Origin of the sequence: Spirosoma taeanense (assembly GCF_013127955.1) — a bacterium.
Lineage (GTDB): Bacteria > Bacteroidota > Bacteroidia > Cytophagales > Spirosomataceae > Spirosoma > Spirosoma taeanense.
The window spans coordinates 5,447,965-5,473,646 of sequence record NZ_CP053435.1 but is presented as its reverse complement, the minus strand read 5'-3'; the positions used below and the strand labels follow the sequence as shown (position 1 = coordinate 5,473,646).

At 50.4% G+C, this 25,682-nt stretch carries 27 protein-coding genes; 19 read left to right on the top strand and 8 right to left on the bottom strand.

What is annotated here, in order from left to right:
• The first annotated feature begins 9 nt into the window (after positions 1 to 9).
• From HNV11_RS22755 to HNV11_RS22740, 4 genes are all read left to right on the top strand, one after another.
• Positions 10 to 639 carry an MgtC/SapB family protein gene (locus HNV11_RS22755; protein WP_171742287.1) on the top strand — a complete coding sequence of 210 codons (630 nt, stop codon included), beginning with the start codon at positions 10 to 12 and terminating at the stop codon, positions 637 to 639.
• Positions 640 to 743: 104 nt separating this feature from the next.
• The gene (locus tag HNV11_RS22750; protein WP_171741851.1) at positions 744 to 1,361 is read left to right on the top strand and encodes a hypothetical protein; all 618 of its coding nucleotides are present in this window, start codon (positions 744 to 746) and stop codon (positions 1,359 to 1,361) included.
• Positions 1,362 to 1,518: 157 nt separating this feature from the next.
• On the top strand, positions 1,519 to 2,961 hold the full coding sequence (locus HNV11_RS22745; protein WP_171741850.1) for an MBOAT family O-acyltransferase: 1,443 nt from the start codon (positions 1,519 to 1,521) through the stop codon (positions 2,959 to 2,961).
• Positions 2,962 to 2,967: 6 nt separating this feature from the next.
• A complete protein-coding gene (locus HNV11_RS22740) occupies positions 2,968 to 4,083 on the top strand; it encodes an alginate O-acetyltransferase AlgX-related protein (RefSeq protein ID WP_171741849.1) in 1,116 nt (371 codons plus the stop codon).
• A gap of 5 nt (positions 4,084 to 4,088) precedes the next feature.
• On the opposite strand, the gene HNV11_RS22735 is transcribed toward HNV11_RS22740, so the two are convergent.
• On the bottom strand, positions 4,089 to 5,765 hold the full coding sequence (locus HNV11_RS22735; protein WP_171741848.1) for a GMC family oxidoreductase: 1,677 nt from the start codon (positions 5,763 to 5,765) through the stop codon (positions 4,089 to 4,091).
• Between the two features lie 237 nt (positions 5,766 to 6,002).
• Between HNV11_RS22735 and HNV11_RS22730 the strand changes: the two genes are divergently transcribed.
• The gene (locus tag HNV11_RS22730; protein ID WP_171741847.1) at positions 6,003 to 6,809 is read left to right on the top strand and encodes an SMP-30/gluconolactonase/LRE family protein; all 807 of its coding nucleotides are present in this window, start codon (positions 6,003 to 6,005) and stop codon (positions 6,807 to 6,809) included.
• Between the two features lie 54 nt (positions 6,810 to 6,863).
• Here the strand turns inward: HNV11_RS22730 and HNV11_RS22725 are convergent, their stop codons facing one another.
• Both HNV11_RS22725 and HNV11_RS22720 read right to left on the bottom strand, forming a co-directional pair.
• Entirely contained in the window at positions 6,864 to 7,526 is a 663-nt protein-coding gene (locus HNV11_RS22725) for a phosphatidylserine decarboxylase family protein (RefSeq protein WP_171741846.1), read from the bottom strand.
• 112 nt (positions 7,527 to 7,638) lie between these two features.
• The gene (locus HNV11_RS22720; protein ID WP_171741845.1) at positions 7,639 to 8,913 is read right to left on the bottom strand and encodes a Glu/Leu/Phe/Val family dehydrogenase; all 1,275 of its coding nucleotides are present in this window, start codon (positions 8,911 to 8,913) and stop codon (positions 7,639 to 7,641) included.
• 336 nt (positions 8,914 to 9,249) lie between these two features.
• Between HNV11_RS22720 and HNV11_RS22715 the strand changes: the two genes are divergently transcribed.
• From HNV11_RS22715 to HNV11_RS22695, 5 genes are all read left to right on the top strand, one after another.
• Positions 9,250 to 9,636, top strand: a complete 387-nt coding sequence (locus tag HNV11_RS22715; RefSeq protein WP_171741844.1) for a TraR/DksA family transcriptional regulator — start codon at positions 9,250 to 9,252, stop codon at positions 9,634 to 9,636.
• Between the two features lie 324 nt (positions 9,637 to 9,960).
• Positions 9,961 to 10,401 carry a phage holin family protein gene (locus tag HNV11_RS22710; protein WP_171741843.1) on the top strand — a complete coding sequence of 147 codons (441 nt, stop codon included), beginning with the start codon at positions 9,961 to 9,963 and terminating at the stop codon, positions 10,399 to 10,401.
• Between the two features lie 65 nt (positions 10,402 to 10,466).
• A complete protein-coding gene (locus HNV11_RS22705; RefSeq protein ID WP_171741842.1) occupies positions 10,467 to 10,997 on the top strand; it encodes a hypothetical protein in 531 nt (176 codons plus the stop codon).
• The gene (locus HNV11_RS22700) at positions 10,915 to 11,724 is read left to right on the top strand and encodes a geranylgeranylglyceryl/heptaprenylglyceryl phosphate synthase (protein WP_171741841.1); all 810 of its coding nucleotides are present in this window, start codon (positions 10,915 to 10,917) and stop codon (positions 11,722 to 11,724) included. Before HNV11_RS22705 ends, HNV11_RS22700 begins: the two co-directional genes overlap by 83 nt.
• Positions 11,725 to 11,727: 3 nt before the next feature.
• On the top strand, positions 11,728 to 12,165 hold the full coding sequence (locus tag HNV11_RS22695; RefSeq protein ID WP_171741840.1) for an energy transducer TonB: 438 nt from the start codon (positions 11,728 to 11,730) through the stop codon (positions 12,163 to 12,165).
• A 53-nt stretch (positions 12,166 to 12,218) separates the two neighbouring features.
• Here HNV11_RS22695 and HNV11_RS22690 read toward each other — a convergent pair whose 3' ends face one another.
• The 3 genes from HNV11_RS22690 to HNV11_RS22680 form a co-directional block, all read right to left on the bottom strand.
• A complete protein-coding gene (locus HNV11_RS22690; protein WP_171741839.1) occupies positions 12,219 to 13,145 on the bottom strand; it encodes a helix-turn-helix domain-containing protein in 927 nt (308 codons plus the stop codon).
• 171 nt (positions 13,146 to 13,316) lie between these two features.
• A complete protein-coding gene (locus HNV11_RS22685; RefSeq protein WP_317168032.1) occupies positions 13,317 to 14,486 on the bottom strand; it encodes an acyl-CoA dehydrogenase in 1,170 nt (389 codons plus the stop codon).
• A gap of 131 nt (positions 14,487 to 14,617) precedes the next feature.
• Positions 14,618 to 15,088, bottom strand: coding sequence for a MaoC family dehydratase (locus tag HNV11_RS22680; protein ID WP_171741838.1), 471 nt, complete (start codon positions 15,086 to 15,088; stop codon positions 14,618 to 14,620).
• 30 nt (positions 15,089 to 15,118) lie between these two features.
• On the opposite strand from HNV11_RS22680, the gene HNV11_RS22675 reads away from it, so the two are divergent.
• Positions 15,119 to 15,934: an alpha/beta fold hydrolase gene (locus HNV11_RS22675; protein WP_171741837.1), complete on the top strand. Its 816-nt coding sequence runs from the start codon at positions 15,119 to 15,121 to the stop codon at positions 15,932 to 15,934.
• Here the strand turns inward: HNV11_RS22675 and HNV11_RS22670 are convergent.
• A complete protein-coding gene (locus tag HNV11_RS22670) occupies positions 15,914 to 16,585 on the bottom strand; it encodes a TVP38/TMEM64 family protein (RefSeq protein WP_171741836.1) in 672 nt (223 codons plus the stop codon). The genes HNV11_RS22675 and HNV11_RS22670 overlap by 21 nt on opposite strands.
• A gap of 88 nt (positions 16,586 to 16,673) precedes the next feature.
• Here HNV11_RS22670 and HNV11_RS22665 point away from each other — a divergent pair, with 88 nt between their 5' ends.
• A complete protein-coding gene (locus HNV11_RS22665) occupies positions 16,674 to 17,813 on the top strand; it encodes a cystathionine gamma-synthase (RefSeq protein ID WP_171741835.1) in 1,140 nt (379 codons plus the stop codon).
• A gap of 94 nt (positions 17,814 to 17,907) precedes the next feature.
• Here the strand turns inward: HNV11_RS22665 and HNV11_RS22660 are convergent, their stop codons facing one another.
• Entirely contained in the window at positions 17,908 to 20,304 is a 2,397-nt protein-coding gene (locus HNV11_RS22660) for a TonB-dependent receptor (protein WP_171741834.1), read from the bottom strand.
• A gap of 232 nt (positions 20,305 to 20,536) precedes the next feature.
• On the opposite strand from HNV11_RS22660, the gene HNV11_RS22655 reads away from it, so the two are divergent.
• From HNV11_RS22655 to serS, 7 genes are all read left to right on the top strand, one after another.
• Positions 20,537 to 20,803, top strand: a complete 267-nt coding sequence (locus HNV11_RS22655; protein WP_171741833.1) for a DUF4926 domain-containing protein — start codon at positions 20,537 to 20,539, stop codon at positions 20,801 to 20,803.
• A 59-nt stretch (positions 20,804 to 20,862) separates the two neighbouring features.
• Positions 20,863 to 21,558: a tetratricopeptide repeat protein gene (locus HNV11_RS22650; protein WP_171741832.1), complete on the top strand. Its 696-nt coding sequence runs from the start codon at positions 20,863 to 20,865 to the stop codon at positions 21,556 to 21,558.
• Positions 21,559 to 21,680: 122 nt separating this feature from the next.
• On the top strand, positions 21,681 to 22,187 hold the full coding sequence (gene ribH, locus HNV11_RS22645) for a 6,7-dimethyl-8-ribityllumazine synthase (RefSeq protein WP_171741831.1): 507 nt from the start codon (positions 21,681 to 21,683) through the stop codon (positions 22,185 to 22,187).
• 86 nt (positions 22,188 to 22,273) lie between these two features.
• Positions 22,274 to 23,599, top strand: a complete 1,326-nt coding sequence (locus tag HNV11_RS22640; RefSeq protein WP_171741830.1) for an aspartate kinase — start codon at positions 22,274 to 22,276, stop codon at positions 23,597 to 23,599.
• 57 nt (positions 23,600 to 23,656) lie between these two features.
• Positions 23,657 to 23,968, top strand: a complete 312-nt coding sequence (locus HNV11_RS22635) for a nucleotidyltransferase domain-containing protein (protein WP_171741829.1) — start codon at positions 23,657 to 23,659, stop codon at positions 23,966 to 23,968.
• Positions 23,965 to 24,354: a HEPN domain-containing protein gene (locus tag HNV11_RS22630; RefSeq protein ID WP_171741828.1), complete on the top strand. Its 390-nt coding sequence runs from the start codon at positions 23,965 to 23,967 to the stop codon at positions 24,352 to 24,354. Before HNV11_RS22635 ends, HNV11_RS22630 begins: the two co-directional genes overlap by 4 nt.
• Positions 24,355 to 24,359: 5 nt before the next feature.
• Positions 24,360 to 25,631, top strand: a complete 1,272-nt coding sequence (serS, locus tag HNV11_RS22625; RefSeq protein WP_171741827.1) for a serine--tRNA ligase — start codon at positions 24,360 to 24,362, stop codon at positions 25,629 to 25,631.
• Positions 25,632 to 25,682: the final 51 nt, after the last annotated feature.

Genomic DNA, 25,682 nt, shown 5'->3' with positions numbered 1-25,682 from the left:
GTTTTGGAAATGGATTTCGAACTGGAAGATATTGTTCGCCTGTGTCTGGCGCTGCTGATCGGCGGATTAATTGGTGCGGAGCGTGAATATCACGGTAAAGCGGCCGGATTCCGGACCATGATTATGATCTGCGTAGGGTCAGCGTTGTTTACGATGGCGTCGGTTCGAATTGGTGGCTCACAAGATCGCATTGCGGCCAACATCGTTAACGGCATTGGTTTTCTGGGCGCGGGGATCATCTTCCGGGAAAAGAACAGCGTCAAAGGCCTGACGACAGCTGCAACGGTCTGGGCGGTGTCGGCCGTAGGAATGTGTGTGGGCAGTGGACTGTATGACATTGCACTGATCGGCTTTGTCTTTATTCTGGGGTCGTTGCTGCTGCTGGTCGGCTTGACCAAACGAATTCAGAAACTGAATCAGACGCGGAATTATAAGATCGTGACGCAGTTTCGGAACAAGACGCTTAACCAGTACGAGAAATTCTTTGAAGAGTGCGGTCTGTCGCCCGTGCGAAGCAATCAGCAGCGTATCGGCTCCGAGATCATTGGTCACTGGCGGGTCGACGGTTCCGAAAAGAATCACGAAAAATGCATTAAACGGTTGCTCAACGATCCCGAAGTAAAAGAATTTACGTTCTGATTTCGTTAATCAAGACGTTGGATCGCGGACGTTAACCGCAGACGTTCCTCATAACCACTGGTAACTGCTCAGTCCGACGATCAATTTATTCTCTACAACTTATTATGAAGCATATTCAGAAGTTGCTGTTGCTGACGGCTTTGCTAAGCAGCAGTGTCGCGTTTGGGCAGCTTACGGAAGACCCCGAAGATCGCCGTGATCAGGGAAAAGACCCTTTACGTACCCAGACACCCGAAGGCCGTCCTTTGCCTTTCGGACAACGGCTACGATTCGGGGGCGGAATCAACGGTTTTCGTTTCGGTAATCCGTTCAGCCTGGGCGCTTCCCCGGTGGTGGCCTATCAGGCAACCGAACGCTTAATTGTGGGTATTGGGGGAAGCTACACGTACACGCGGTACAAAGCACCCTATTACGTTCCAACAACCTATAATCAATTTGGCGGACGTGGGTTTGTGATGTATGAAGCGATTCCGTCTATCGTTCCAAATCTGTATCTGCACGGCGAAATCGAAAACAGCACCATTCAGGAGAAAGTAGACGGTGGAACCAGTTTCAGCGCGGGCCTGACCTCGCCCCTGGTGGGCCTGACGTACTCGCAGCCCATTTCGCGTCGGTTTGGGGTGAACCTGACGGCCCTGTACAATCTGAATTACAATGACAATTCGGGACTGGCCCGCGTCATCTACGGAAATCCATTCGTAATCCGGTTGTCGTTCTTCTAAAAATTCCGAACAATCCGAACGTAGTTTACTGGAAAAGTGCCGACGGGTGTCTGATCGAATCAGGCGCCCGTCGGTGTATAGGTCCATCTATTGCCTAAGCCCGCCGTCGGGATTCGGGTCGGATTATTACCTTTGTCGCTGACTTATTACCGACCGTATGCTGTTCAGTTCGGCTATTTTTTTGTTTTTATTCCTTCCCTTCTTCCTCATTGCCTATTACCTGCTGCCGCACCGGTGGCGTAACGCGTTTTTGTTCGGAGCCAGTCTGTTATTTTATGCCTGGGGCGAAGGGCTGGTTGTGCTGGTTCTGCTGCTGTCGGCCTTTATCAATTTCGTAGCCGGGCGGCTGGTGGAGCGGGGTCAGCGCCGGACCGGGCTGTTTGTGTCGCTGGTTGGGAGCTTATCGCTGCTGTTTTATTACAAATACACCAACTTCCTGTTTGAGTCGGTGCGGGGCTTTGCCGAAGCCTTCGCCCTGCCAGTTTCCGAGAATCTGACGCTGGCGCAGATTGCTTTACCGATTGGCATTAGCTTCTATACGTTTCAGGGCATTTCCTATACGCTGGATATTTACTGGGGCCGCATCCGGGCCAACCGCAGCTTTCTGGATTACGGTACATACGTGGCCATGTTTCCGCATCAGATCGCCGGGCCGATTGTGCGGTATGCCGACATCGCACCCGAACTGGCCGACCGGACCGTTACGGTAGAGAAGTTTGGCGTCGGGGCCGAACGGTTCATTATCGGGCTGGCGAAAAAAGTACTGCTGGCAAACACCTTTGCCGGGCTGGCCGATACGGTTTTCAACGCGCCACCAGACACGTACCCGACGGCTACTGCCTGGCTCGGCATTCTAGCCTACAGTCTGCAGATTTATTTCGATTTCTCCGGCTACTCCGACATGGCTATCGGTCTGGGCAAGATGGTCGGCTTCGATTTCAAAGAGAATTTTAACTATCCCTACATTGCCCGGTCGATTCAGGATTTCTGGCGACGCTGGCATATTTCCCTGTCGAGCTGGTTTCGAGATTACCTCTACATTCCGTTGGGGGGCAGTCGGGCAACGAAAGCCCGCACGTATCGTAACCTGCTGATCGTTTTTTTTGTAACGGGGCTCTGGCACGGTGCCAGCTGGAACTTCATCGTCTGGGGACTGTATCACGGCCTGTTTCTGCTGATTGAGCGGGCGGGCCTGGGCAAGTGGCTGGAGCGGGTGTGGCCGCCCGTTGCGCACCTGTATACCCTGCTGGTTGTCCTGATTGGCTGGGTATTCTTCCGGGCGACCGACCTGACAACGGCCGTAGCGTATCTGCAAAAAATGGCTGGCCTGACGCCGGAGCCATCCCTGTCGGCTTATCCGTTGTCTTATTTCCTGAATTCGGAGATTATTGTCTCTCTGCTGCTCGGGTTTGTGCTGGCAACGCCGGTTTATCATCGGTTTCAGACGTTATGGCATCGGTTGCTGGCTCGGGTTGTGGTCTCGCCCGTCCGGCTTACGCTCGACACGGCCTACGTGCTGGGTTTGGTTACGCTCTTTGTTATGGCGGTGGCGTATCTGGCGGCCGATACTTACAACCCGTTCATTTATTTTCGGTTCTGATTCTGCATGAATGCGTTACGCTTAAAACTAACCGCTTTTACGTTTGCCATCCTGCTGCTGTTGCCCGCGCTCGATCAGGTGTTGAACCTATCCGAACGGTTCAAAAGCACCGAAAATCGGCGGCAGGCGGGCATGCCAGCTCTGAACTTTCCGCACGTACGGAGCTTCGTTCGGCAGTTTGACCAGTATTACAAAGAGAACTTCGGCTGGCGTAACGCCTTGTTTTACGCCTATAGCCGCTGGAAACTGAATGTGCTGGGTGAATCGCCGTTGCCCGAAAAAGTAGTGGTTGGCCAGAATGGCTGGTTTTACCTCGGGAACAGCTATAATCACGTTGTTGATCAGCATCGGGGCCTCTTGCCTCTCTCGGCTGATTCGGCCCGCATAATTACCAGCCACCTGATCCGTCGGCAGCAGGAACTGGCGCAGCAGGGGATTCGGCTTTACGTGCTGATTGCGCCGGATTCGCACACCATCTATCCGGAGTACCTGCCCGACCGGTTAAAGCCCAATGTAAGCCCTTCCCGTCTGGATATATTGAAGAAGGCCGTTCGGCAGACGAAACTGCCCTTTGTTGACATCCGTGATACGCTCTGGACTGCTAAGCGCAATCATGTGGTGTATTACCAGACCGACACGCACTGGAACGACTATGGCACACTGGTGGGCTGCGCAGCCCTGCTGAAGCGCATCCGGCGGGACTGGCCCTCGATACCTCAAATTCGTCCAGACAACTACCGGATTGAAAAACAGCGCGGTTTAGGGGGCGACCTGACAACCATGCTGACGGTGCAGGAAGCGCAGAAAGACCCGGTTTTTTACGCTATCACGCCGAATCCGGATCGCGCGGCCCGACAGACGGCTACCGTGCCAAACGACCTATCGGGTTTTCCGTCGATGCGGTTCATCAAAGCGGACACTACCGGCTCCCAATTGCCCCGACTGCTGTTCATTGGCGATTCGTTCAGTCACAGCATGACCCAGTTTTTGCCGGGGTATTTTCGAGAGTCCTATTTTGTGCGCGGCAGTCAGCTTGATCCTGCGCTGGTTAAAGCCGAGCGGCCGGATGTCCTCGTCATTGAAGTTGTCGAGCGCAACATTAGCTATCTGGCTAATTTTTAAGGGAGCTACTTAGTACTGGTTACTGCGCCGACCGCGTTTGTCCGGCTGATTTTACGCCCCAGAATCAGATCCGCCCCTTTCTCGGCAATCATGATCACCGGCGCGTTTGTATTGCCCGAAACAATTGTTGGCATGATTGACGCGTCGATCACGCGGAGGCCCTCAATGCCCCGAACCCGTAGGTCAGCGTCCACAACGGCCAGTTCATCGTGCCCCATTTTACAGGTCCCAACCGGATGATAGACGGGTTCCAGTACATTCAGAATGTGTTGCCAAAGCGCATCGTCCGAGCTGTATTCGGTTGGGTGGTTGATACCCAGACTGAATCGTCCGAAGGCGTCGGCCTGCATCACCTCAATCGCTTTACGTAGACCATTCACGAGCACCTGGCAGTCGGTGTCGTCTATCAGGTAATTGGGTTGAATAACTGGTGCATCAAGCGGATTTTTGGATTGAAGACCGATGTAGCCCCGGCTTTTTGGCTTTAGCAACGTTGGTAATACCGTATACCCATCTGTTGTTGGGTAGGTACTCAGATCGTAAAAGTCGGTCCGGCCGTCGTTCCCAAAATGGACCGGTGCAAAATGAAATTGCATATTGATCCGATCTGGCTGAACCTCTGTCGATGGATCGTTGACCCGGAGAAACGCGACGGCTTCGAGCGGACTGATGGTCATTGGCCCGTTGCGGTTCAGAAAATACTGCACTAATCCTTTGAACTGATTTAGCGGTTTAAGGTGAAAATTAGCCGAGCTTGCCCGCTGCGAACTCAGGCTGCTGACGCCCGTAAATACATGATCCTGTAGATTCTGCCCAACGCCGGACAGGTGTTTCTTGACGGGAATACCTACTGACCGAAGCCCTTCTGCTGGCCCGATACCAGATAACATCAAAAGCTGGGGTGAATGAAACGCGCCCGCCGAAAGAATGACCTCACGCCGAGCCATAGCCTGCTGTATCTGGTTTTTGCCTGTAATAAATTCGACACCTGTCGCCCGGTCGTTCTGAATTAGAATTTGGGTTGTCTGTGCATGAGTAATCACATTCAGGTTGGGGCGTTTCAGAACCGGTTTCAAAAAAGCCGTAGCCGCACTGTGTCGCCGACCGTCTTTTATCGTAAACTGAAACAGGCCAGCACCTGCCTGTTGGGCTCCGTTATAATCGTTGTTGCCGGGTATGCCGGTCTGTTTGCATGACTCAACGAAGGCTGCGGCCAAAGGTGTCTGAAAGCGCGTCGCGAAGGTTACGTTCAGCGGCCCTTCCGTACCGTGGTAACCTGGGTCTAACTGCTCATACTGTTCGTTATGCTCCGACCGGATGAAGTAAGGAAGTAAATCTTTATAACTCCAGCCCGCGTTGCCAGAAGCAGACCAGTCGTCGTAGTCGAGCCGATTGCCCCGCACGTATGCCATTGCGTTGGTCGAACTGCAACCACCCAACGTTTTACCGCGTGGCTGGTAAATACGTCGACCGTTTAGGGCTGTTTGTGGCTCCGTCCAGAAACCCCAGTCAACGGCTGAGCCATGCAGTTTTGTGTAGGCCGCCGGAATCTGAATCTCCAGTTTGGCGTCCGGGCCGCCCGCTTCCAGGAGCAGCACCGAAACGGCCGGATCGGCCGATAACCGGTTCGCCAGTACGCATCCTGCTGAGCCTGCGCCAACGATGATGTAGTCAAACTGCATGGCGATAGAGAGGAGGAGTCCTGGTAAAGATGCAAAAAAATAACCGCAAAGTATAGATGGTTATGGACTGAGCATTTACCTGAGCGTCAGATAACAGGTACAGTAGATGCATTTAGGAAGATTCTTGAACAAAGGCACTGGATTATGACTTGTCCAATGATGTGAAAAGCAGTAATAGCAGGCACAATCCAGGAACTAAATGAAGCGAAGATTACTGTACACAAACGACAACAAACTATGGACAATGTACGTATACTGGCATCTGGGCTCCGTTTTCCCGAAGGACCGGTGTTCGATGAGGAAGGTTGTCTTTGGTGCGTAGAGCAGGAGGGAGAGGGGCTGTTTTGTCGCGATTTGGATGGAACGACAATGCGTGTTCATACGGGAGGCAGACCTAATGGCGCGGCTGTACGCGACGGTTATCTCTGGTTTTGCGACTCCGGGTACAATGCGATTCGCCGGATGGCTATCCGGTCAAAATCCATCGAGACAGTGGTCAGTCACATTGGTGGCCAGCCTATTAGTATGCCCAATGATTTACAATTCGATGACCAGGGAAACCTGGTGTTTACCTGCCCCGGTTCTCCCGATGGCGATGAAGAAGGATACGTGGCCGTTTATGCGCCAAACGGAACCCTGGAAATCATTGCCGATGGGCTGTTTTATCCGAATGGATTAGTGTTCCTGCCGGAAACGTCTAATCTGTTAATTAGCGAGACGCATCGACATCGAATCTGGCAGGGGTACTGGGATGCAGCCGGACTAAGCTGGGAAAATATCCGTGTTTGGGGCGTTGCCGGTGATGCGCCGGACAATGAGCCAATTCCTGGACCCGATGGCATGACGGTTGGACCGGATGGAAATGTTTACGTTGCCGTTTTTGGGGCGGGTATAATTAAGGTCTTCACGGCAGAGGGTGAACCGTTACGGGAAATTAAGCTGCCGGGTCAGAACCCGTCTAACTGTGTATTCGACCCATCGGGGCGGTTAGGGCTGGTCGTAACCGAAACAGAAAAGGGCAATTTGCTGAGTATCCAGCTATAACGTCGAAGGGGCGGCTGTATCGTGTTTACAGCCGCCCCTTCGACGTTTAATTTCTTACGCTAATTCGGCCAGCACCGTAACGCCACCTTTGGTTCGGTCACCAATTTTGACTTTAATTTCGGCATCGAGGGGCAAAAATACATCGACCCGCGAGCCGAATTTAATAAAGCCCAGTTCCGAGCCCTGCTCCACCGGCTGGCCTTCCTTTACGTACCAGACAATACGCCGGGCTACCGCGCCCGCAATCTGACGTAATAAGACCTCAACGCCGTTGGTCAGTTGAATCACGACCGTTGTGCGTTCATTCTCCGTGCTTGACTTGGGGTGCCAGGCAACCAGGTATTTGCCGGGGTAATATCTGAAATACCGAATAATCCCCGTTACGGGGTTCCGGTTCACGTGCACGTTCAGCGGAGACATGAAGATGGAAATCTGCCGCCGGCGATCCTTGAAGTATTCGCTTTCTTCGGTTTCTTCAATCACCACAATTGTACCATCTGCCGGAGCAATTACCTGTTTTTCGCTAACCGTCAACAGGCGGTTCGGTATCCTGAAAAACTGAACAACCAGTACGAATAATACCGAACTGGCGGCCAGTAAGAGGGCAATCGTGGTCGGATTGTCCGAAAACAGATAATAATAAGCGAGCAAGTTCAAGGCAAGCAGAACCAGCCCCGTAGTCAGCATAATGGTGTTACCTTCGCGGTGTAAGCGCATGAGTTTGCGTTTTCGATTTACGGTTTACGGGTAGGTGAGCCGATGTTGTGTCAAATAAGAATCGACAAATATATACAACCAACCACCGTAAACCGAAAACCTTATCTCGTTCTTAATAGCCGCCCCGGAACTTATAGGTGCTGGCAACTTTATCAATCGCTACAATATAAGCGGCCAATCGCATTGGCACCTGATAACGCTGTGAGGTTTCGTATACGCGGTCGAAGGCATCTTTCATGATGCGGTCGGCCCGGCGATTAACGCGGTCGAGCGTCCATTTGTAACCGATCCGGTTCTGCACCCATTCAAAATACGATACCGTTACGCCACCGGCATTGGCCAGAATATCCGGTACGACCAGAATCCCTTTATTGTTAATGATTTCATCCGCCGAGGCCGAGGTAGGACCGTTAGCGCCCTCTACAATCATTTTAGCCTGAATCGAGCCGGCGTTGTCGTCCGTGATTACGTCTTCCTTAGCCGCCGGTACCAGCACATCGACTGGTAACGAAAGCAGTTCTTCGTTCGTTATTTTCTCGGCTCCGCTGAAGCCGTCGAGCGTTCCTTTGTTAGCGTTGCGATAATTAACCGCAGCCAGAATGTCGATTCCGCCCGAGTTGTAGTAGCCACCCGAAATATCGCTGATAGCCACTACTGTAACGCCCCGTTCGTGAAGTAGCTCGGCCGCGAATGACCCAACGTTGCCAAATCCCTGTACAGCCGCCGTAGTGCGGTAGGGATTCATCCGCAGCTTATCCATTGCCGCCAGGGCTGCTACCGTAACGCCCCGTCCCGTTGCTTCAGTGCGGCCCAGCGAACCGCCCAGAACAAGTGGTTTACCCGTAACAACGTTGTTGACGGTCATGCCTTTGGCTTTCGAATATTCGTCAACAATCCAGGCCATTTCCCGCGGGCCGGTTCCCATATCGGGCGCTGGAATATCGCGGTCGGGCCCAATAACGTCGAGCATGGCAACGGTGTATTGCCGGATGAGCCGTTCGATTTCGCCCGCCGACATTTCACGCGGGTTGCAGGCAATACCACCTTTTGCACCGCCATAAGGAATATCCACAACGGCGCATTTCCAGGTCATCCAGGCGGCCAGCGCCCGAACTTCGTCAAGGTGAACGCCTGGGTCCAGCCGAATGCCGCCTTTTGCCGGACCCAGAATATTTGAGTGAATAACGCGGTAGCCTTCAAATACCTTGATACTCCCGTTGTCCATCGTAACGGGAAGTCCTACAATAACCTGTCGGGCCGGTACCTTCAGGATATCATACATTTCGTCCGAAATTCCAAGCATTCGGGCGGCCGCGTCGAAACGCGACATCATAGATTCAAGGGGATTCTCTTTATCGTTTATTGGAGCTGGTTCAATGTACGCCATAGCCATAGCTTTACTTCGCTTACTTAGAAACTAAATTTGTTGATGAAGTGCTTTACAAACTTAATAAAAGCTTAGCTATATTATGAAAAGTACATTTTTTCTAAGATTAATCTAAAAAAATAATGCCGTATAATCATCTACGTAATCGGCATATATCAAAATAGTTATTGATTGAGTGCCAGTAATGGCCGAATAAAAATCGGAGAACTCGGTAAATTACAATTTGATAAATTTTCAAGATTTTTCGATTATCTCCTGTCATTCATTGATTATCAAATGAGAAAGCACTAATTTTGGGGAATAATATACACACCCAGTGACTTAAGACCGTCTGCTATGGTTCAGGAAGAAAAAAAACGCTACTCTGAAGAAGACCTGAAGGAATTCCAGGAGTTGATCAGCCAGAAACTCGATGCGACCCGTAGCGAGTTAAATTATATTAAGGAAACACTCAGCAAGCGCAACGACAGCGGTACTGACAACACGTCGGGTAACTCGAAACTGCTTGAAGACGGAGCCGATACCAGCGAACGCGAGAACCTAAGCCAGCTGGCCGCCCGTCTGCAAAAGTTTACGCAGCAGCTGGATGCGGCAATGGTGCGAATCAAGAACGGAACCTACGGTATCTGTAAGGACACGGGTAAGCTGATTCCGAAGGAACGGCTTCGCGCTGTGCCACATACCCAGCAAACGATCGAGGCTAAGCTCCGGCAGTCGAACTAAGTGCCAGGCGCAGCCCTTGTGCCCCTGTCCCTCCCTGAAGGACAGCATACCCTTTTGACGTCAGCAAATTACCAGAACCCGCAGGCCCAACGAATTTTCGTTGGGCCTGTTTGTTTTACCGGCGTACCAGATACTGTTCCTGCTAACAGCAGCGCTGCTGATTAAGCTCTTTTGTTGGGGTAAATAGGCAGGCCTTCCAACTTACTCAACCGGTGTAAAACTCTCCTCTTATCGGTACCGAAATAAGGCTTTATGCACTTTTTTTAAACAAAACGTTCGGCTTTTTGTAAATAACGCAGTGTAAAAAACTAAAAATCTACAATCATGCTGGAACGCCTTGAAGAAATTCGGGAGAATATATTCCGCTATCTGGAGGCTCGAATCGAGTTATTTACACTCGAAACCAGAAGTAAAGTGGAAGAAGGCATTGTGGTGGGTGTCCATGGCGTTGTACTGGCCCTGCTTGGTGCAATGACGACCATATTTTTATTCAGTTTGCTAGCTGCTTATCTCAATGAGGTTACCGACAGCCGGTATCTGGGCTTTCTGATTGTTGCTATATTTTTCCTGATTCTTACAGTTGTCTGGGTTGCGGCCAAGGATTTTTTCAAATCAAAAATTCGCGTAGCTGCCTATAAAGTCATTAAGAAGAATCAGGAAAAGAAAAGCGCGGAAAAATCAGAAGCTATCGAAGAGCTAATGGCCCAGACACGCGCCAGCATGGGGGACAAAACTCCGTATGCAGGCCAGACAAACACACCTTAATGTATTGGAACGGAATAAGTTAATCAATCAGGACATCCTACACACTTAATTAAGACAAATCCATTATGGAAGATCCCAAAGTCCCTTTCGCGGATACAACTGCCCGCCGGGCACAATTAATGGCCGCAACGGAGCGGTTTAAAAACTCAATAAGCACTAGCGTTGAATCAATGAAAGATGATGCGGCCGAGACGGGTAAAACAGCCGCATTTGTTGCAGGTGCTGCTTTAGCTGTATATTTGGTTGTTAATGCCATTCTGCCGAAGTCAGATGAGTATCGGCACGCCGAGAAATATGGTGAACCGGACGAAGAAGACTACGATGATCTGGACGAAGACGATGAAGATGATTCATACGCTCCGCCGACGAATCGTAAAGTTGTAAAGCAGCAGGCAAAGAAAACACAAAGAAAGGCAGCTGCGAGCGGCCTGATTGGCGGTTTGATAACATCCGTACTGACCAATATTGCCCGCGAACAGCTATCCGGCTTTTTAGCCCGCATCCGTACGAATAATGCGATCAACCCAGCCGCCCGTCCAACGCAATACCACGAAAAGGCCCAAGTCCGGCCTGCTGACTATACTTCGCAACAATAAGTTGACAGGCCGAAAGGCCTTAGCTGTCTTGCTCGATCCGGATAAGGTCGAGCAAGACGCACTTATAGCCCTGCTTAGCCGCACCGGGCAGTATCCTATTGATTTTTTCCTGGTCGGGGGGAGTCTGGTTACCGATTACGTTCACCGCGATGTTATCGCAACCCTGCGCCAGCGCACCACTACGCCGGTTGTGCTTTTTCCGGGTAATCCGCTTCACATCGAGCCTTCAGCCGATGCCATCCTGTTTCTGTCGCTTATCTCAGGCCGTAATTCAGATTTCTTAATCGGCCAGCATGTCATTGCCGCTCCGCTCCTTAAAAAAAGCGGATTAGAAATCCTGCCAACGGGCTATATGCTGGTGGATAGTGGTACGCAGACTACCGTGTCCTACATTAGCGGTACGATTCCGTTACCATATGATAAACCCGGTGTAGCCGCCTGTACAGCCATGGCGGGCGAAATGCTGGGTCTGCAATTGATGTACCTGGATGCCGGCAGCGGAGCGCGTCGGCCGGTTCCGGCAGAGATGATTGCGGCTGTACGGGAAGTTGTTGATACCCCGATTATTGTAGGAGGTGGGATAAATTCCGGCGAGAAAGCGTATAATGCGCTAAAAGCGGGTGCCGATTTAATTGTGGTGGGAAACGGAATTGAGCAGAATCCCGAGTTATTGCCCGAATTATCGGCTGTAATACGCGAGTTCAATCAGTCAATTGTGCAGGCCTGACGTATGAACAATCTAAAAATTATTCTAATAAGTCTTATAAGTGCAGCCAGCACTTTGGTAGTGGCCCCGTCCAGTGTCGTTGCTCAATCGCGAAACGAACTGGTTTATACCGTTGTAGAACGCGAACCGGAGTTCCCGGGTGGAAAAGCCGCTCTAGGTCAATACCTGGCTCAGAATATCCGCGTACCCAACGCGCTAGTGCGTAAAAATTATAATACCGGGCCGGTAGCTGCGAAATTTATCGTCGATAAAGACGGAACAGTGCGCGATGTGCGGGTAACGACAAAACCGCTGGATAAGGACGTACAGAAAGGCATGCAGGAATTTATGACTACCATCATTGCGGCTATCGAGAAGATGCCTCGCTGGCGCCCCGGCGAAGTAAGCGGGAAGCCCGTTGCCGTGTTCTATACTCTGCCGATCGAAGTAAATATGCAGTGATTGCACAAGGGTAGCGCTGATCAGCGCTACCCTTGTGGTCTTATAAACGATTATTACACATTCATCAGCGACTCACGACGACGCATTTTTCCGGCCGGAATGCCGAACATCATCTTAAACCGACGGCAGAAATAAGCTGTGTCCTTATAGCCAACTTCGGCGCCAATGGCCCGAATGCTCTTCTTGCTTGTGCGTAGCAGGCCAACCGCAGCTTCCATTCGCTGGTATTCGATATAATCCTGCGGGTTGATCCCCGTCAGCATCTTGAAATACTGACCAACGTAATCTTCCGAAACGTTCGCTACGTTCGCCAGCACTTTGTTCGACAGATCGCCACCCAGATTCTCTTTGATATACGCAAAGATGTCGATCAGACGCGGGTCCTTAAAGTAGGTGCTGTTGGTAACCAACTGCTCAACGAACAGACGGTTCTTTAGAATGTACCGAACAACTTCAATGACGATCTCTTCAGTCTTGATCTTGATAATCCGTCCTTTACCGGCCAGATCGGTCATTTCTTCTGCCAGGATCTGATCAATGGTGTTAGCCAGGTGATCTTCGCGTTTGATGATAAACGGCGGTACGTCCAGCGAATTGAAGAAGTTTACGGAATCGAAAACTTTGGCTTCGAACGATACGTAACCAAATGAGTTTGGCAGATGTCCGATAAGCTTAGGATCGTGGTTGCCTTCCCAGTAAGCTTCCCGGTGCGTCATGAACTCTTCGTTCGAGACACCTTTGGCGTTTGTCGGGTCGCCATAAGTGACGGTTACGTGCTTTCCTCCCGGAATAAACAGCATGTCGCCTACTTCGACCTTTATTTTTTCTTCGCCAATGGATACTTCACCATTGTATAGGATGAGCAGCGTGTTTTCAACATCATAAAAATTCTTGATGGTGATGGGCTGCAAAATCCGAATATTACGGGCCTTAATAAACTTAACACCCAGCGACTCGATGATTTTATTATAGTCTTCCATAGTTGAAAGGGAGGTCTCTTAATCAGGTATTGCACTCAAAGTTGCACAAAACTAATAATTTGTACAAAACTAATACAAGAAGAAAAGTTTCCAAATAATAAAAAAATAGTGCGTATTCGCTTTGAACACGCACCAGGGTTATAAAAAAATTCTATTTTCCTAAGAATAAGGTTATCTGGTTAGCTCACGGGCTATCACTAATTTTTGTATTTCAGATGTACCCTCATAAATCTGAGTAATTTTAGCATCGCGCATCAGCCGCTCCACGTGAAATTCTTTTACGTAGCCATAGCCGCCATGAATCTGTACGGCTTCGGTTGTGGCCCACATCGCTACTTCTGAGGCAAAGAGTTTGGCCATAGCCGCAGCCTGAACATAATCTTTTTGCTCGTCTTTCTGCCGAGCTGCTTTATAAACCAGTAGTCGAGCCGCTTCAATCTTCGTCGCCATTTCGGCCAGTTTGAACTGAATAGCCTGATGGTCAAATATTTGTTTGCCAAACGCTTTGCGTTCCTGACTGTATTTGAGCGCCAGCTCATACGCGCCGGCTGCGATACCGAGGGCCTGGGCTGCAATCCCGATTCGACCGCCATTCAGGGTCGACATGGCGAATTTGAAACCAAAGCCGTCCTCGCCAATCCGGTTTTCTTTTGAAACTTTTACGTCGGTAAACAGCAGAGAATGCGTATCTGAGGCACGAATGCCCATCTTGTCTTCTTTTTTACCGACTATAAAGCCCGGTGTTCCTTTCTCGACAATCAGGCAGTTGATTCCCCGGTGTTTTTTCTCCCGGTCGGTTTGAGCAATGACTAAACAAATGCCCGACGAATTGCCGTTGGTAATCCAGTTCTTAGTCCCGTTTACCAGATAGTAATCCCCTTTATCTTCGGCGGTTGTTGCCTGTGAGGTAGCGTCGGAACCCGCTTCGGGCTCTGATAAACAGAACGCGCCAATCGTTTCGCCAGTGGCCAGCCGGGTTAGGTATTTCTGCTTTTGCTCCTCGGTCCCAAACGCTTCCAGACCGTAGCAGACAAGCGAGTTGTTGACCGACATGATTACAGAGGCTGAGGCATCGATTTTGGAAATTTCTTCCATCGCGATTACGTAAGAAACGGTATCCATACCCCCTCCTCCATATTCGGGTGAAACCATCATGCCCATAAAGCCTAACTCACCCATACGCTTCACCTGCTCAGCTGGAAATCGGGCTTCATTGTCCCGCTCGACAATACCGGGCAGGAGTTCATTCTGCGCAAAATCGCGGGCGGCTTCCTGTACGGCCAAGTGTTCTTCCGAAAGATTAAAGTTCAATCCCTGCAATTCCAACGTCTGGGTTGCCATTTGAATTACGTAGTTTTTGGTTTGTTGATAATAGGGTAAAGATAAGAAAAAATAGTAGTAATAGTATGCACGCATACTATTACTAAAGCAACTAATCAGCACTAACTAATTCTGGAAAATGAGCCACGGAATTACTCGAAATACAGATTGATTAATTCCGCTACGCAGGCTGGTTTCTGTTCGCCCTCAACTTCGAAAACACATTCGATAATAGCACGTACACCGTTGGTTGCCTCGTTGCTATTCTGCGGCTCGGCATGGTGCAGCCAGGCTTTCATGCGCAGGCGACTTCCCACCCGCACGGCGTTCATGAACCGAATCTTATTGGCTCCGTAATTGACGCCCATCCTAACCGATTTGATCGTATAAATTTCCGCCATCAGTTTAGGCGCCAGAGAAAGTGTCAGAAAGCCATGGGCAATGGGAGCTTTGTAAGGCGATTCCCTCTTCGCCCGATCGGGGTCTGTATGAATCCATTGGTGATCGCTAGTAGCCTGCGCAAACAGATTAACCATTTCCTGCGTAATAGTCATGTACTCTGTTTCGCCGAGCGACTGCCCGGCAAAAGCTGTAAATTCGTTGAGATTAGCGAAAGTTTGCATTGATGATTGGGTTTTGTGCAGTTTTGTCCGATGACCAGTGCCACCAATATTCAGTTTTTTGAGTACCAGGGTAGTCGTCTGGCCTATCGTGTCTTCGGCAATGGCGCATCCATCTTGCTTGCTTTTCACGGCTTTGGACAGGATGGCGATGTGTTTCAACCGCTGGAAGCCACTATTGGCGACCGATATACCGTATTTGCCCTTGACTTATTTTTTCATGGGGGTAGCTATCAGCCTGATCGTCAATTGCTAACCAAAAAGGATTGGCAAAGTTTGGTAGCTGCTTTTTTACGGCAGCAAGCGGTTGATCGGTTCTCACTGATAGGATTTAGTCTGGGCGGACGGTTTGCGTTGGCAACGGTCGAAGCCTTTGCGGATCGGATTGATCAGCTAATTTTAATTGCTCCCGATGGCATTACGGCCAGCTTCTGGTATCAACTGGCTACGGGTTCGGCTGTAGGGCGTAAGGTGTTCCGGCATGGTCTGCGGCATTTGTCGTTGCTGAACACATTCGGCCATGCCTTGACAAAACTCGGCTTACTGAACCGGACAGTTATGCGGTTTGCCGAGATCTCGCTGGGAACACCCGAGCAACGGCGTCTGGTGTTTCTGACCTGGACGCGATTCCGGCTAATCTGGCCCGATTTAACGACCACTAGCACCCTACTGAATGAACAGTCGATTCGGGTACAGTTGTTCACAGGATTCTTCGACCGGATCGTGCCGGGCCATTACGTCCTGCCGCTTACCAAACGCCTTTCGCGGTATGAGATAACAGTCTTTAAAACCGGTCATAACCGGCTGATTGAACTGACGGCTGAGCATCTAGCGCAACGCTCGCTGTAAAACCTGCCAGAGCCCGGCAATCGACACAATAACCAGCCCAATGACAATAATTTGTGTCCACGTGCTCTGGTTCGGATTGGCCAGCAGCGTTCGGATCTCGTGGGCTTCGTGACCCGACCAGACGGCCAGCAAGGTCCGGGGCGTCATACCCAGAAAGCCGCCGAGCAGGATATTTTTCAGTTGAGCACCCGATAACGCGAACAGTAGATTAGTCAGACCAAAGGGAAGAATAGGGGAGAGCTTGGCAAAGAAAATAACTTCCAGTTCTTTGCTCAGGATGCGGTCGAGCACTGATTGCGCCTTCGGGTTTTGACGTAAGAACCGAAGAAATCGGTCGTGGTCTAGCCAGTGAACCAAGAGGTTAATGAAGAGGATTCCTCCGAAGTTGATAATAAAAATGGGTAGAATCGCCTGCCAGCCCAGAAAATAGCCAAAGATGAGGGCTAGCATGGTTGGCGGGGTTAACCCTGCCGAGGTAATGGCGCATAGGAACGTAATCCCCGCCCATTGCCAGTTGCTGAAACGCGCAATGGTGGATTCATACACAACCGCATAGTACGTAAGCACCGACGTAAATACGATGGGTGTTACAGAAAGCAGGATACCAGCTACAGCCGGTCCGGTTAGTTTTTTGAGAATGGCGTTCTTCACTGGTATGGTAAACAGAAGAAAGGCGGATTTTGTCTAAAGGCTACTCCGGCACGCGCTTTCATTCCAGACGACTTTACTACCTTCGGGTATGAAATTTGCAACGAAAGCCATCCATGCTGGTATTGAGCCAGACCCTACAACAGGCGCTATTATGACGCCTATCTATCAGACGTCAACCTATGTGCAGGAATCGCCGGGCAAACATAAGGGATATGAATACGCTCGTACGCAAAATCCTACCCGAACGGTGCTGCAAAATAACCTCGCGGCTCTTGAGAACGGTAAACACGGTATCTGCTATGCATCCGGCCTTGGCGCTACCGATGCCATCCTGAAACTCTTCAGACCCGGCGACGAAATCATTGCCAGTAATGACCTCTACGGTGGAACGTACCGGATTATGGTGCGCGTGTTTCAGGAGTTTGGCCTCAAATTTAAGTTTGTCGGTCTGGACAATCCGGCCAACCTCGAAGCAGCCATTACGTCGGCTACCAAAATGGTCTGGATTGAAACGCCTACTAATCCGCTGCTCCGGCTAGTGGACATCGCGGCTATTGCGGCAATTACTAAACAGCATGGCCTGCAACTGGTGGTGGACAATACGTTTGCGTCGCCTTATCTGCAGAATCCGCTTGATCTGGGTGCTGATATTGTCGTGCACTCCGTTACCAAATATCTCGGGGGGCATTCGGATACGGTTATGGGGGCCATTGTCCTGAATGACGACGAGATAGCCCAGCGGTTGGCCTTTATTCAGAATGCCTGCGGAGCTGTGCCGGGGCCTCAGGATTGTTTTCTGGTGCTGCGTGGCATTAAAACGCTGCACATCCGGATGCAGCGGCACTGCGAGAATGCGCAGAAGGTAGCCGAGTATCTACAGCAACATACCAAGGTCAGTCAGGTGTATTATCCGGGCCTGGAATCACATCCGGGACATGAACTGGCGAAACAACAAATGCGTGGCTTTGGCGGCATGCTGTCGTTTACGCTCCACGGCGATTCCATGCCTGAAGCTGTGCGGGTAATGGAGTCGTTTGAAGTTTTCTCGCTGGGCGAATCGCTGGGCGGTGTTGAATCACTATGTACTCATCCAGCCAGTATGACCCACGCCAGCATTCCAAAAGAAGAACGCGAGAAAAACGGCCTGAAAGATACCCTCATCCGGCTCAGCGTCGGCATTGAGGACGTCAGCGATCTGATTCAGGACCTGGAGCAGGCGATTGGATAGCTCAAAAGCAGAACGTAACAGGCCCAGATTCATCGACGTGAATCTGGGCCTGTTGTTTTATAAAGCAAAACTACTGTAACGATTGTTGTCGCGCTTAGAACCGCAGGCGGATTCCGGCCAGGAAATTCCGACCTGCCTGCGGGTAATACCCGTTGTCGGCAATAACCCTGCCTTCCGAAATGTAGGCATAGGTATAGCCATTCGACTCGTAAAGCTCGTTCAGAACATTATTGAACAGCAGCGTGAACGTAATCTCCTGCGCAAATTTGGGCTTGAACGAATAAATGAGCCGAATGTCGTTCGTAAAATACGGGTCCAGTTTCCGGCTTTCGTTGGAGGTATTATCCAGATACTGTTGACCGACGTACTTCGACAGCAAGCCCAATTCCAGGCCCTTTGCCGGGGTAAACAACAATTGTGATCCGCTGACAACGCTCGGTGAGAAGGAAATGTCGGTTTCATGGTAGTGATTCGCTACCTGCTCTCCGTTATCAAAGTTGTCCAGATACTCGGTGAAGTTCCGAATTTTGTTGCGGCTAAAGGTCGCGTTGACATTCCAGCGCAGTTGTTTCGCCAGTCGTGCTCCAACTTCCAGTTCCAGACCCGCGCGGTAGCTGGCCGGAATATTGACCCGATTGTAAGCCCCGACATCGTTCAGCTGCCCCGATAACACCAGTTGGTTCTGATAGTCCATGTAGTAGGCGTTGGCCGTAAACGCCAGCCGCTCCGTCTGTACTTTATAGCCCGCTTCGTAATCAATCAATTGTTCCGCTTTCGGTCGGCTCTGGGGTGTCGATTGAGTATAATCATCCCGGTTCGGCTCCCGGTGTCCCACGCCAACGGATGCGTAAACACTACTACGGTCGCTGAGCGTATAAGTTAAGCCCGCTTTGGGGTTAAAAAACGTCAGGCTGGCGTCCTGCTGCACGTTTTGCAACTGGCTGTTAAAGCCCAGGAATGAATAGCCAACCGTTCGCACCTGGGCATCCACGAAACCATTGAGCCGGTTGCTGAACTGATAAAAGGCTTTAGCGTACAGGTTAAAATCTGTTTTGGTAGCGTTGTCGTCGTAGTAGCGGTCGCGGATATTGGTATTGCCGGCGATACGCGCCCAGATGATTTCACCGTAGTGACCACCTTTGTACTGGTTCCAGCCACCACCAATGTTGGCCGTTAGTTTGCCAAAGCTGTTGTAATCCAGCGAGAAGACGGTTCCGTAAAAATCATTGTCGAGCCAGCGACGCCGGATGATGTCCGTACGGCTGATGGTCGAATCGCCAATGACCACATTCGGCAGACCGTAGTTGCTGTATTTGTCGTTGGGGCGATATTGCTCATAATACCCCTTGCCTTTCGTGTAAAAGAACGAAGCATTCAGCCGCCAGTTCCGGTTCAGTTCGTGCGACGTAATAAGCTGGTAGTTATCCTGCTGATAGTTATCCGTTTCGTTTTCGTAGGTGTATGGATTATACGTCCGGTTAGTCTTGAGCAGATTTTCCGGTACGCCACCCCACGATTGATACGTCTGCTCCCGGCCCGAAAAAACATTCAGCCGAATGAAGCTCCTGGCTGTATAATAGCCGCCGGACAGGTAAAACGATTTCAGGTCTGAGAAAGCCCGGTCAACGTAACCATCCGAGTGGATGCTGGACAGCCGGGCATCCAACACAAAATGATTATTAAGCAGACCCGTACCCGCCAGGACGTTCACCCGCCGTGTTCCGAACGACCCGCCCGACAGGTTAGCCTCCGCATAGGGTTTTTCTTCCAGTTTATTGGTCTGAATGTTAATCGACGCACCAAAGGCGCCCGCACCATTCGTCGACGTGCCGACGCCCCGCTGAATTTGTATGCTGCTGACCGATGAGGCAAAATCGGGCATATCCACAAAGAATGTACCCTGCGACTCCGCATCGTTGTAGGGAATGCCGTTGAGGGTTACATTCACCCGGGTCGCGTCGGAGCCCCTAATCCGAATACCGGTATATCCTACGCCCGTTCCCGCATCCGACGTAGTTACGATAGAGGGTGTAAAGTTGAGAAGTTGGGGAATATCCTGTCCCAGATTAAGCTTATCCAGTTGTTGACGCGACACATCGGTATAGGCTATTGCCGACTTCTGATTGGCCCGCGTTGCGCTTACAACCACCTCATCGACGGCAATAGCCGTTTTATTGAGCGTGATTGAAACCTGACTGGTCTGGGCGGGGTCAAGCGTTCGGGTCTGTGCTTCATAGCCTAGCAGAGATACCCGTAAGGAGATAGCCCCCGCTTTAAGATTCGACAGCCGGAAGCTGCCCGCAGCATCGGTGAACGTGCCGGTGTACGTTCCCTCAATGGTTACGGCCGCGCCCGGTAACGTACCGCCATCGGCATCCTGTACGGTTCCGGTAATTGCATGTTGCGCCCAAACAGGCAGACTGGATAGATACAGTATGGCTGTTAGCGAAAAAAAGCAGGCGTAAAGCCGCCCAGGTATCGTTTTTCTCATTACGAAAAAGCATAAACGATAGGCAAGGGGCCAATCCTACCTTTGATTAAACGTTGTAAAGCAAGAAATCCAGTTCCCTTCGCGGCATTACCCGCGCAGGTTCAATGGGTATAATCTCAGCCCGTTGTATTAGGGCACCCCTAAGAAGATTAGCGGAGCAAAGTTAAGCGAATTTTAACAAAACAAGACTCTTGGTTCAGCGTTCCTTAAACAAAACCAGTTGAATAAAGGTATGAGTGAGTTTGAATTAGTCGTGCTGCAGGAAGATATAGTGGAAAGTCGGTTGAAAGCAGGTGACGTCGGCACAATTCTTACAGTTTATAACGAAGGCAAAGCATTTGAGGTCGAGTTTGTAACATTGACGGGCGAAGCAATAGCGGTAGAAACTTTATTGCCGCACCAGATTCGCGAAGTCCGCGCATCGGAAGTTATGACCGTCCGCGATACCACCGTGCCCAACCCGGCTTTGGATAGTCAGCCGGGTTCGCTAAACTTTTGAAAATTATGCTTTTCCACAATGGCAAATATTCCTAATTTTGCAATCCAAATTGCAAAAGCATGAGCAAGAAGAACACCGGACTGGAGTTTTTGGAAGACCCGGACGCGTTAGAGAATAAGTTAGAAGACGTAGGCGATTTCTTTCAGCAGAACCGAAACATCGTTTTAGGCGTACTCGGAGGAATCGCCCTGATTATAGTCGGGTTCTTTGGCTATCGGGCTTACGTAAGCAGCCAGGATGACACGGCGCAGGCCGAACTGTTTCCATCAGTTTACCAGCTCGAAGCAGACTCGCTCAAAAAAGCCCTGAACGGCGATGGCAGAACGCCGGGCCTGCTGGCTGTTGCCGATAATTATGGTTCGACGGATGCCGGTAATCTGGCCGAGTTTTATGCGGGTGTTGGCTTGCTGAAACAGGGTAAATACGACGAGGCTATTGATCACCTGAAAGATTTCAGCTCATCAGACCTGCTGGTGCAGGCTCGGGCCTATGCTCTGATTGGCGACGCTTATATGGAGAAGAAAAGCTTCGCTGAAGCCGCTGATTATTATCAGAAAGCGGCCGACTATAAGCCCAACAAGTTCTTTACGCCCGGCTATCTGCTGAAGCAGGCCGTTGCCTATGCACAGGCTAAGCAGAACGATAAGGCCATAGAAACCTACAATACTATCATCGAAAAATACGCCCAATCCGCTGAGGCCATTAGTGCCAAGAAATACAAATCCGTGCTCGAAGCAACGGTCGGCGAGTCGTAAGCGTATCTGAACGAATCAATACAGCAAAGGACAAAGCCGACCCGGGTTTTGTCCTTTTTTTGTTTCGCGTTTGTCACTACTTCAGTCGGTTAATCAGCTGTAGTGACACAATCCTTATCCAAATGGCATCTGACCTAAAGAATCTTAGCGTCTTTTCAACCGACGCTCTACCCGACATTAGCCATCGGCGCTTTGCTATTCTCGTTTCCGAATGGAATACGGAAGTGACCGAAGCCCTTTTTAACGGCGCGTTTCAGACGTTGCTTCAATACGGGGCAAAAGCCGAAAACATTGTTCGGGGTAACGTACCGGGCAGTTATGAACTGAGCCTCGGCGCTCAATGGTTTGCCCAACGCGACGATGTTGATGCCGTTATTGCGCTCGGCTGCGTAATTCAGGGCGAAACCAAGCACAATGATTACATCAATCATGCTGTAGCGCAGGGCCTGACAAACGTCAGTCTCAAAACCAGCAAGCCCGTTATTTTCGGTGTTCTGACGCCCAATGACCAGCAGCAGGCTCTCGACCGGGCTGGTGGTAAACATGGTAACAAAGGCGACGAAGCCGCCATAACGGCGATCAAAATGCTTGGCTTACAAAAACAGGTTTATTCGTTTCAATTTAAATGAGCGAAAGAGTGAAAGAGTAAAAGAGCGAGTAATGCCGCCAACACTCAATCACTCATTCGCTCATTCACTCTTTCACTCATTAAAAAATGCACGTCTGGAAATTTGGCGGTACGTCGGTCGGAAAGCCCGAGCGTATGCACTCGATCCGTAACCTGATTACTGGTGACGATACCCGTAAAATCGTTGTTCTGTCGGCTCTTTCTGGCTCTACGAACGCGTTATTGGCCATTGGCGAATCACTTAAGGCAAATAACGACGATGAAGCCAACCGCCAGATTGATACGCTGAAAGCGCATTACGATAGCTTTATTAGCGACCTTTATAAAACGGCGGAAGGAAAAGCCGCTGGTCAGCAGATTGTGGATAACGAGTTTTCGTTTATCCGGTCGCTGACGCGTATTAAGCCTTTTACGCTCAAGCAGGAGAAAGAACTGGTGGCCGAAGGCGAACTGCTAAGCACCCAGATTTTTCAGGCCTATCTGGCCGAAGAAGGCGTTCCGTCCACCTTGCTGCCCGCGCTGGAATTCATGCGGATCGATGCCGACAATGAGCCCGAAATCCAATACACTGAGCAGCGGCTGGCCGAGATGCTGCCCCAGCACGACGATAAGCAGATTATAGTGACGCAGGGTTTTATCTGCCGTAACCCACGGGGCGAAGTTGATAATCTCAAGCGGGGTGGCTCTGACTATACCGCATCGCTGATTGGGGGAGCTATCCGGGCCGAGGAAATTCAGATCTGGACCGACATCGACGGGATGCATAATAACGATCCCCGTATTGTCAAGAATACGTTCCCCGTTCGTGAGCTGACCTTCGACGAAGCCGCCGAGCTAGCGTATTTTGGCGCTAAGATTCTGCACCCGTCCACCATTACGCCCGCCCGAATGTTCGGGGTGCCGGTACGTCTGAAAAATACAATGGACCCGGCCGCGCCCGGCACGCTCATTGCCGACCGGACGTCAGATCAGGTATTCAAAGCCGTAGCCGCGAAAGATGGCATTACGGCACTGTACATTCATTCAACCCGGATGCTGAATGCTTACGGGTTTCTGCGTCGGATCTTCGAAATTTTCGAGAAGTACAAAACGCCGGTCGATATGCTGGCTACCTCTGAGGTATCGGTATCAGTCACGATTGATAATACCGAGCGTATTCAGGAAATCTCGGAGGAACTAAGCACGTTCTGTAACCTGGAAGAGCCCGACTATGACCAGACGATTATCTGCATTGTTGGTAATTTCAGTGCTGACAATGAAGGGGTAGCTGTGCGCGTATTCAACGCCATGAAGAATATTCCAATCCGGATGATCTCCTACGGAGGTACCGAGAGCAATCTGTCACTGCTAGTGCATAGCCGCTATAAAGCCCATGCACTGAACGCGTTGAATGACGGACTGTTTTCGTTGTAACGTTGCCTGGACCTGTCAGGTTTTGTAAACCTTGCAGGTCTTAAAACTTTTAACGGTATGACCGACTCTGAGTTCCTGCAAGCCGTAAAGCAATCCATACTGGAGATTGATCCGGGGGCCGAGGTCTGGTTGTTCGGTTCGCGGGCACGGGGCGATGCTCGTGTGGATTCGGATTGGGATTTTCTTGTACTGACGAATAAACCAACCAACAAAGTTTTGAAAGAGCAATTACGGGATAGCCTGTTCGAAATAGAGCTGTCTGCTGATAAAGTTATTGGTTCAATCATTCACTCAAAACAGGAATGGGAAAATGACTTTTGGATGACACCCTTATATCGAAACACCAAACGTGACCGTAAGCCAGTATGAGCCGTACGAAAGACGATTTAATTAGCTACCGCGTAGAACGAGCTTACGGAACATTACAAACGGCTAAGAAATTAGCTGAATCAGGCGACTGGAACGGTGTTGCCAACCGCCTATACTACGCTTGTTTCTACGCAGTATTAGCTTTATTGGCTAAGAATGACATGGACACCTACACGCATAAAGGTGTAAAGTCTATGCTTAATCAACATTTCATTAAGTCAGGTTTGGTAGACGTAGTTTGGGGGAAGATTTACCAAAAGTTGTTTGACAATCGGAATGAAGCTGATTACGAAGACTTTATTGATTTTGATGAAGAGAAAATTGGCGCATTCGTAGAGGACGCAGAGAATTTTATTAAGTTAATCACATCACTAGCTAAACAATAATTTTAATGCTACAACCTGCTTTTATCCGAGATAATCGTGATTTAACAATTGCGGGACTTAAGAAAAAACATTTTGCCAATGCAGAAGCCACCGTTGATCAGGTATTGACACTCGATCAGCAACGGCGCGACACGCAAAAAGAATTAGACGACATACTGGCACAGTCGAACGCCAAAGCAAAAGAGATCGGCGCGTTGATGAAATCGGGCGACAAAGCCGCGGCCGAAGCGGCTAAAGCCGAGACCGCCGAACTGAAGAATCGCTCGAAAGACCTCGAAGAAACGCTCCGCACAGTCGAGCTGCAGCTGCAAAACGTACTCGTTACGTTACCCAACCTGCCGCATAGCAGCGTGCCGGAAGGCCGCACTGCCGATGATAACGAAGTGGTGCTTGAACACGGTGAAAAGCCTACGCTGCACGTCAATGCACAGCCACACTGGGAGCTGATCAAGAAATATGACATCATCGACTTTGAGCTAGGTGTCAAGATTTCGGGTGCAGGCTTTCCGGTTTATAAAGGCAAAGGCGCACGGATTCAACGGGCAATGATCAACTTCTTTCTGGACGAAGCGCTCATGGCTGGCTTCCAGGAAGTGCAGCCACCCATTGTTATCAACGAAGACTCTGGTTTCGGAACGGGGCAACTGCCCGACAAAGAAGGGCAAATGTATTATGTTACGGAAGATAAGCTGTACCTGATTCCAACGGCCGAAGTGCCCATTACGAATCTGTATCGCGACGTAATTCTGGCCGAAAATCAATTGCCTGTCAAAAACGTTGGTTATACGCCCTGTTTCCGGCGCGAAGCGGGTTCGTGGGGGGCGCACGTCCGGGGCCTGAACCGCCTGCACCAGTTCGACAAAGTAGAGATCGTGCGAATCGAAAAGCCCGAAAACTCGTATGCCGCTCTGGAAGAAATGAGCCAGTATGTTCAGTCGCTACTACAAAAGTTGGAACTGCCGTATCGGGTTCTGCGGCTTTGCGGGGGCGACATGGGCTTTACGTCGGCGCTGACCTATGACATGGAAGTATGGTCGGCGGCTCAGCAGCGCTGGCTGGAAGTTAGCTCCGTTTCGAATTTCGAAACGTATCAGGCAAACCGGTTAAAACTCCGTTCGAAACTGGATGGCAAGATGCAGTTGCTGCATACGCTGAATGGGTCGGCGCTGGCACTACCGCGTATTCTGGCTTCTATTCTGGAAAACAACCAGACACCCGAAGGCATTCGTATTCCGGCTGCTCTGGTGCCCTACTGCGGATTCGAGCTGATTGATTAATCCGGATGAGGCTAACCGAAAAAGTCGCTGGTCAGACCGGCGACTTTTTCG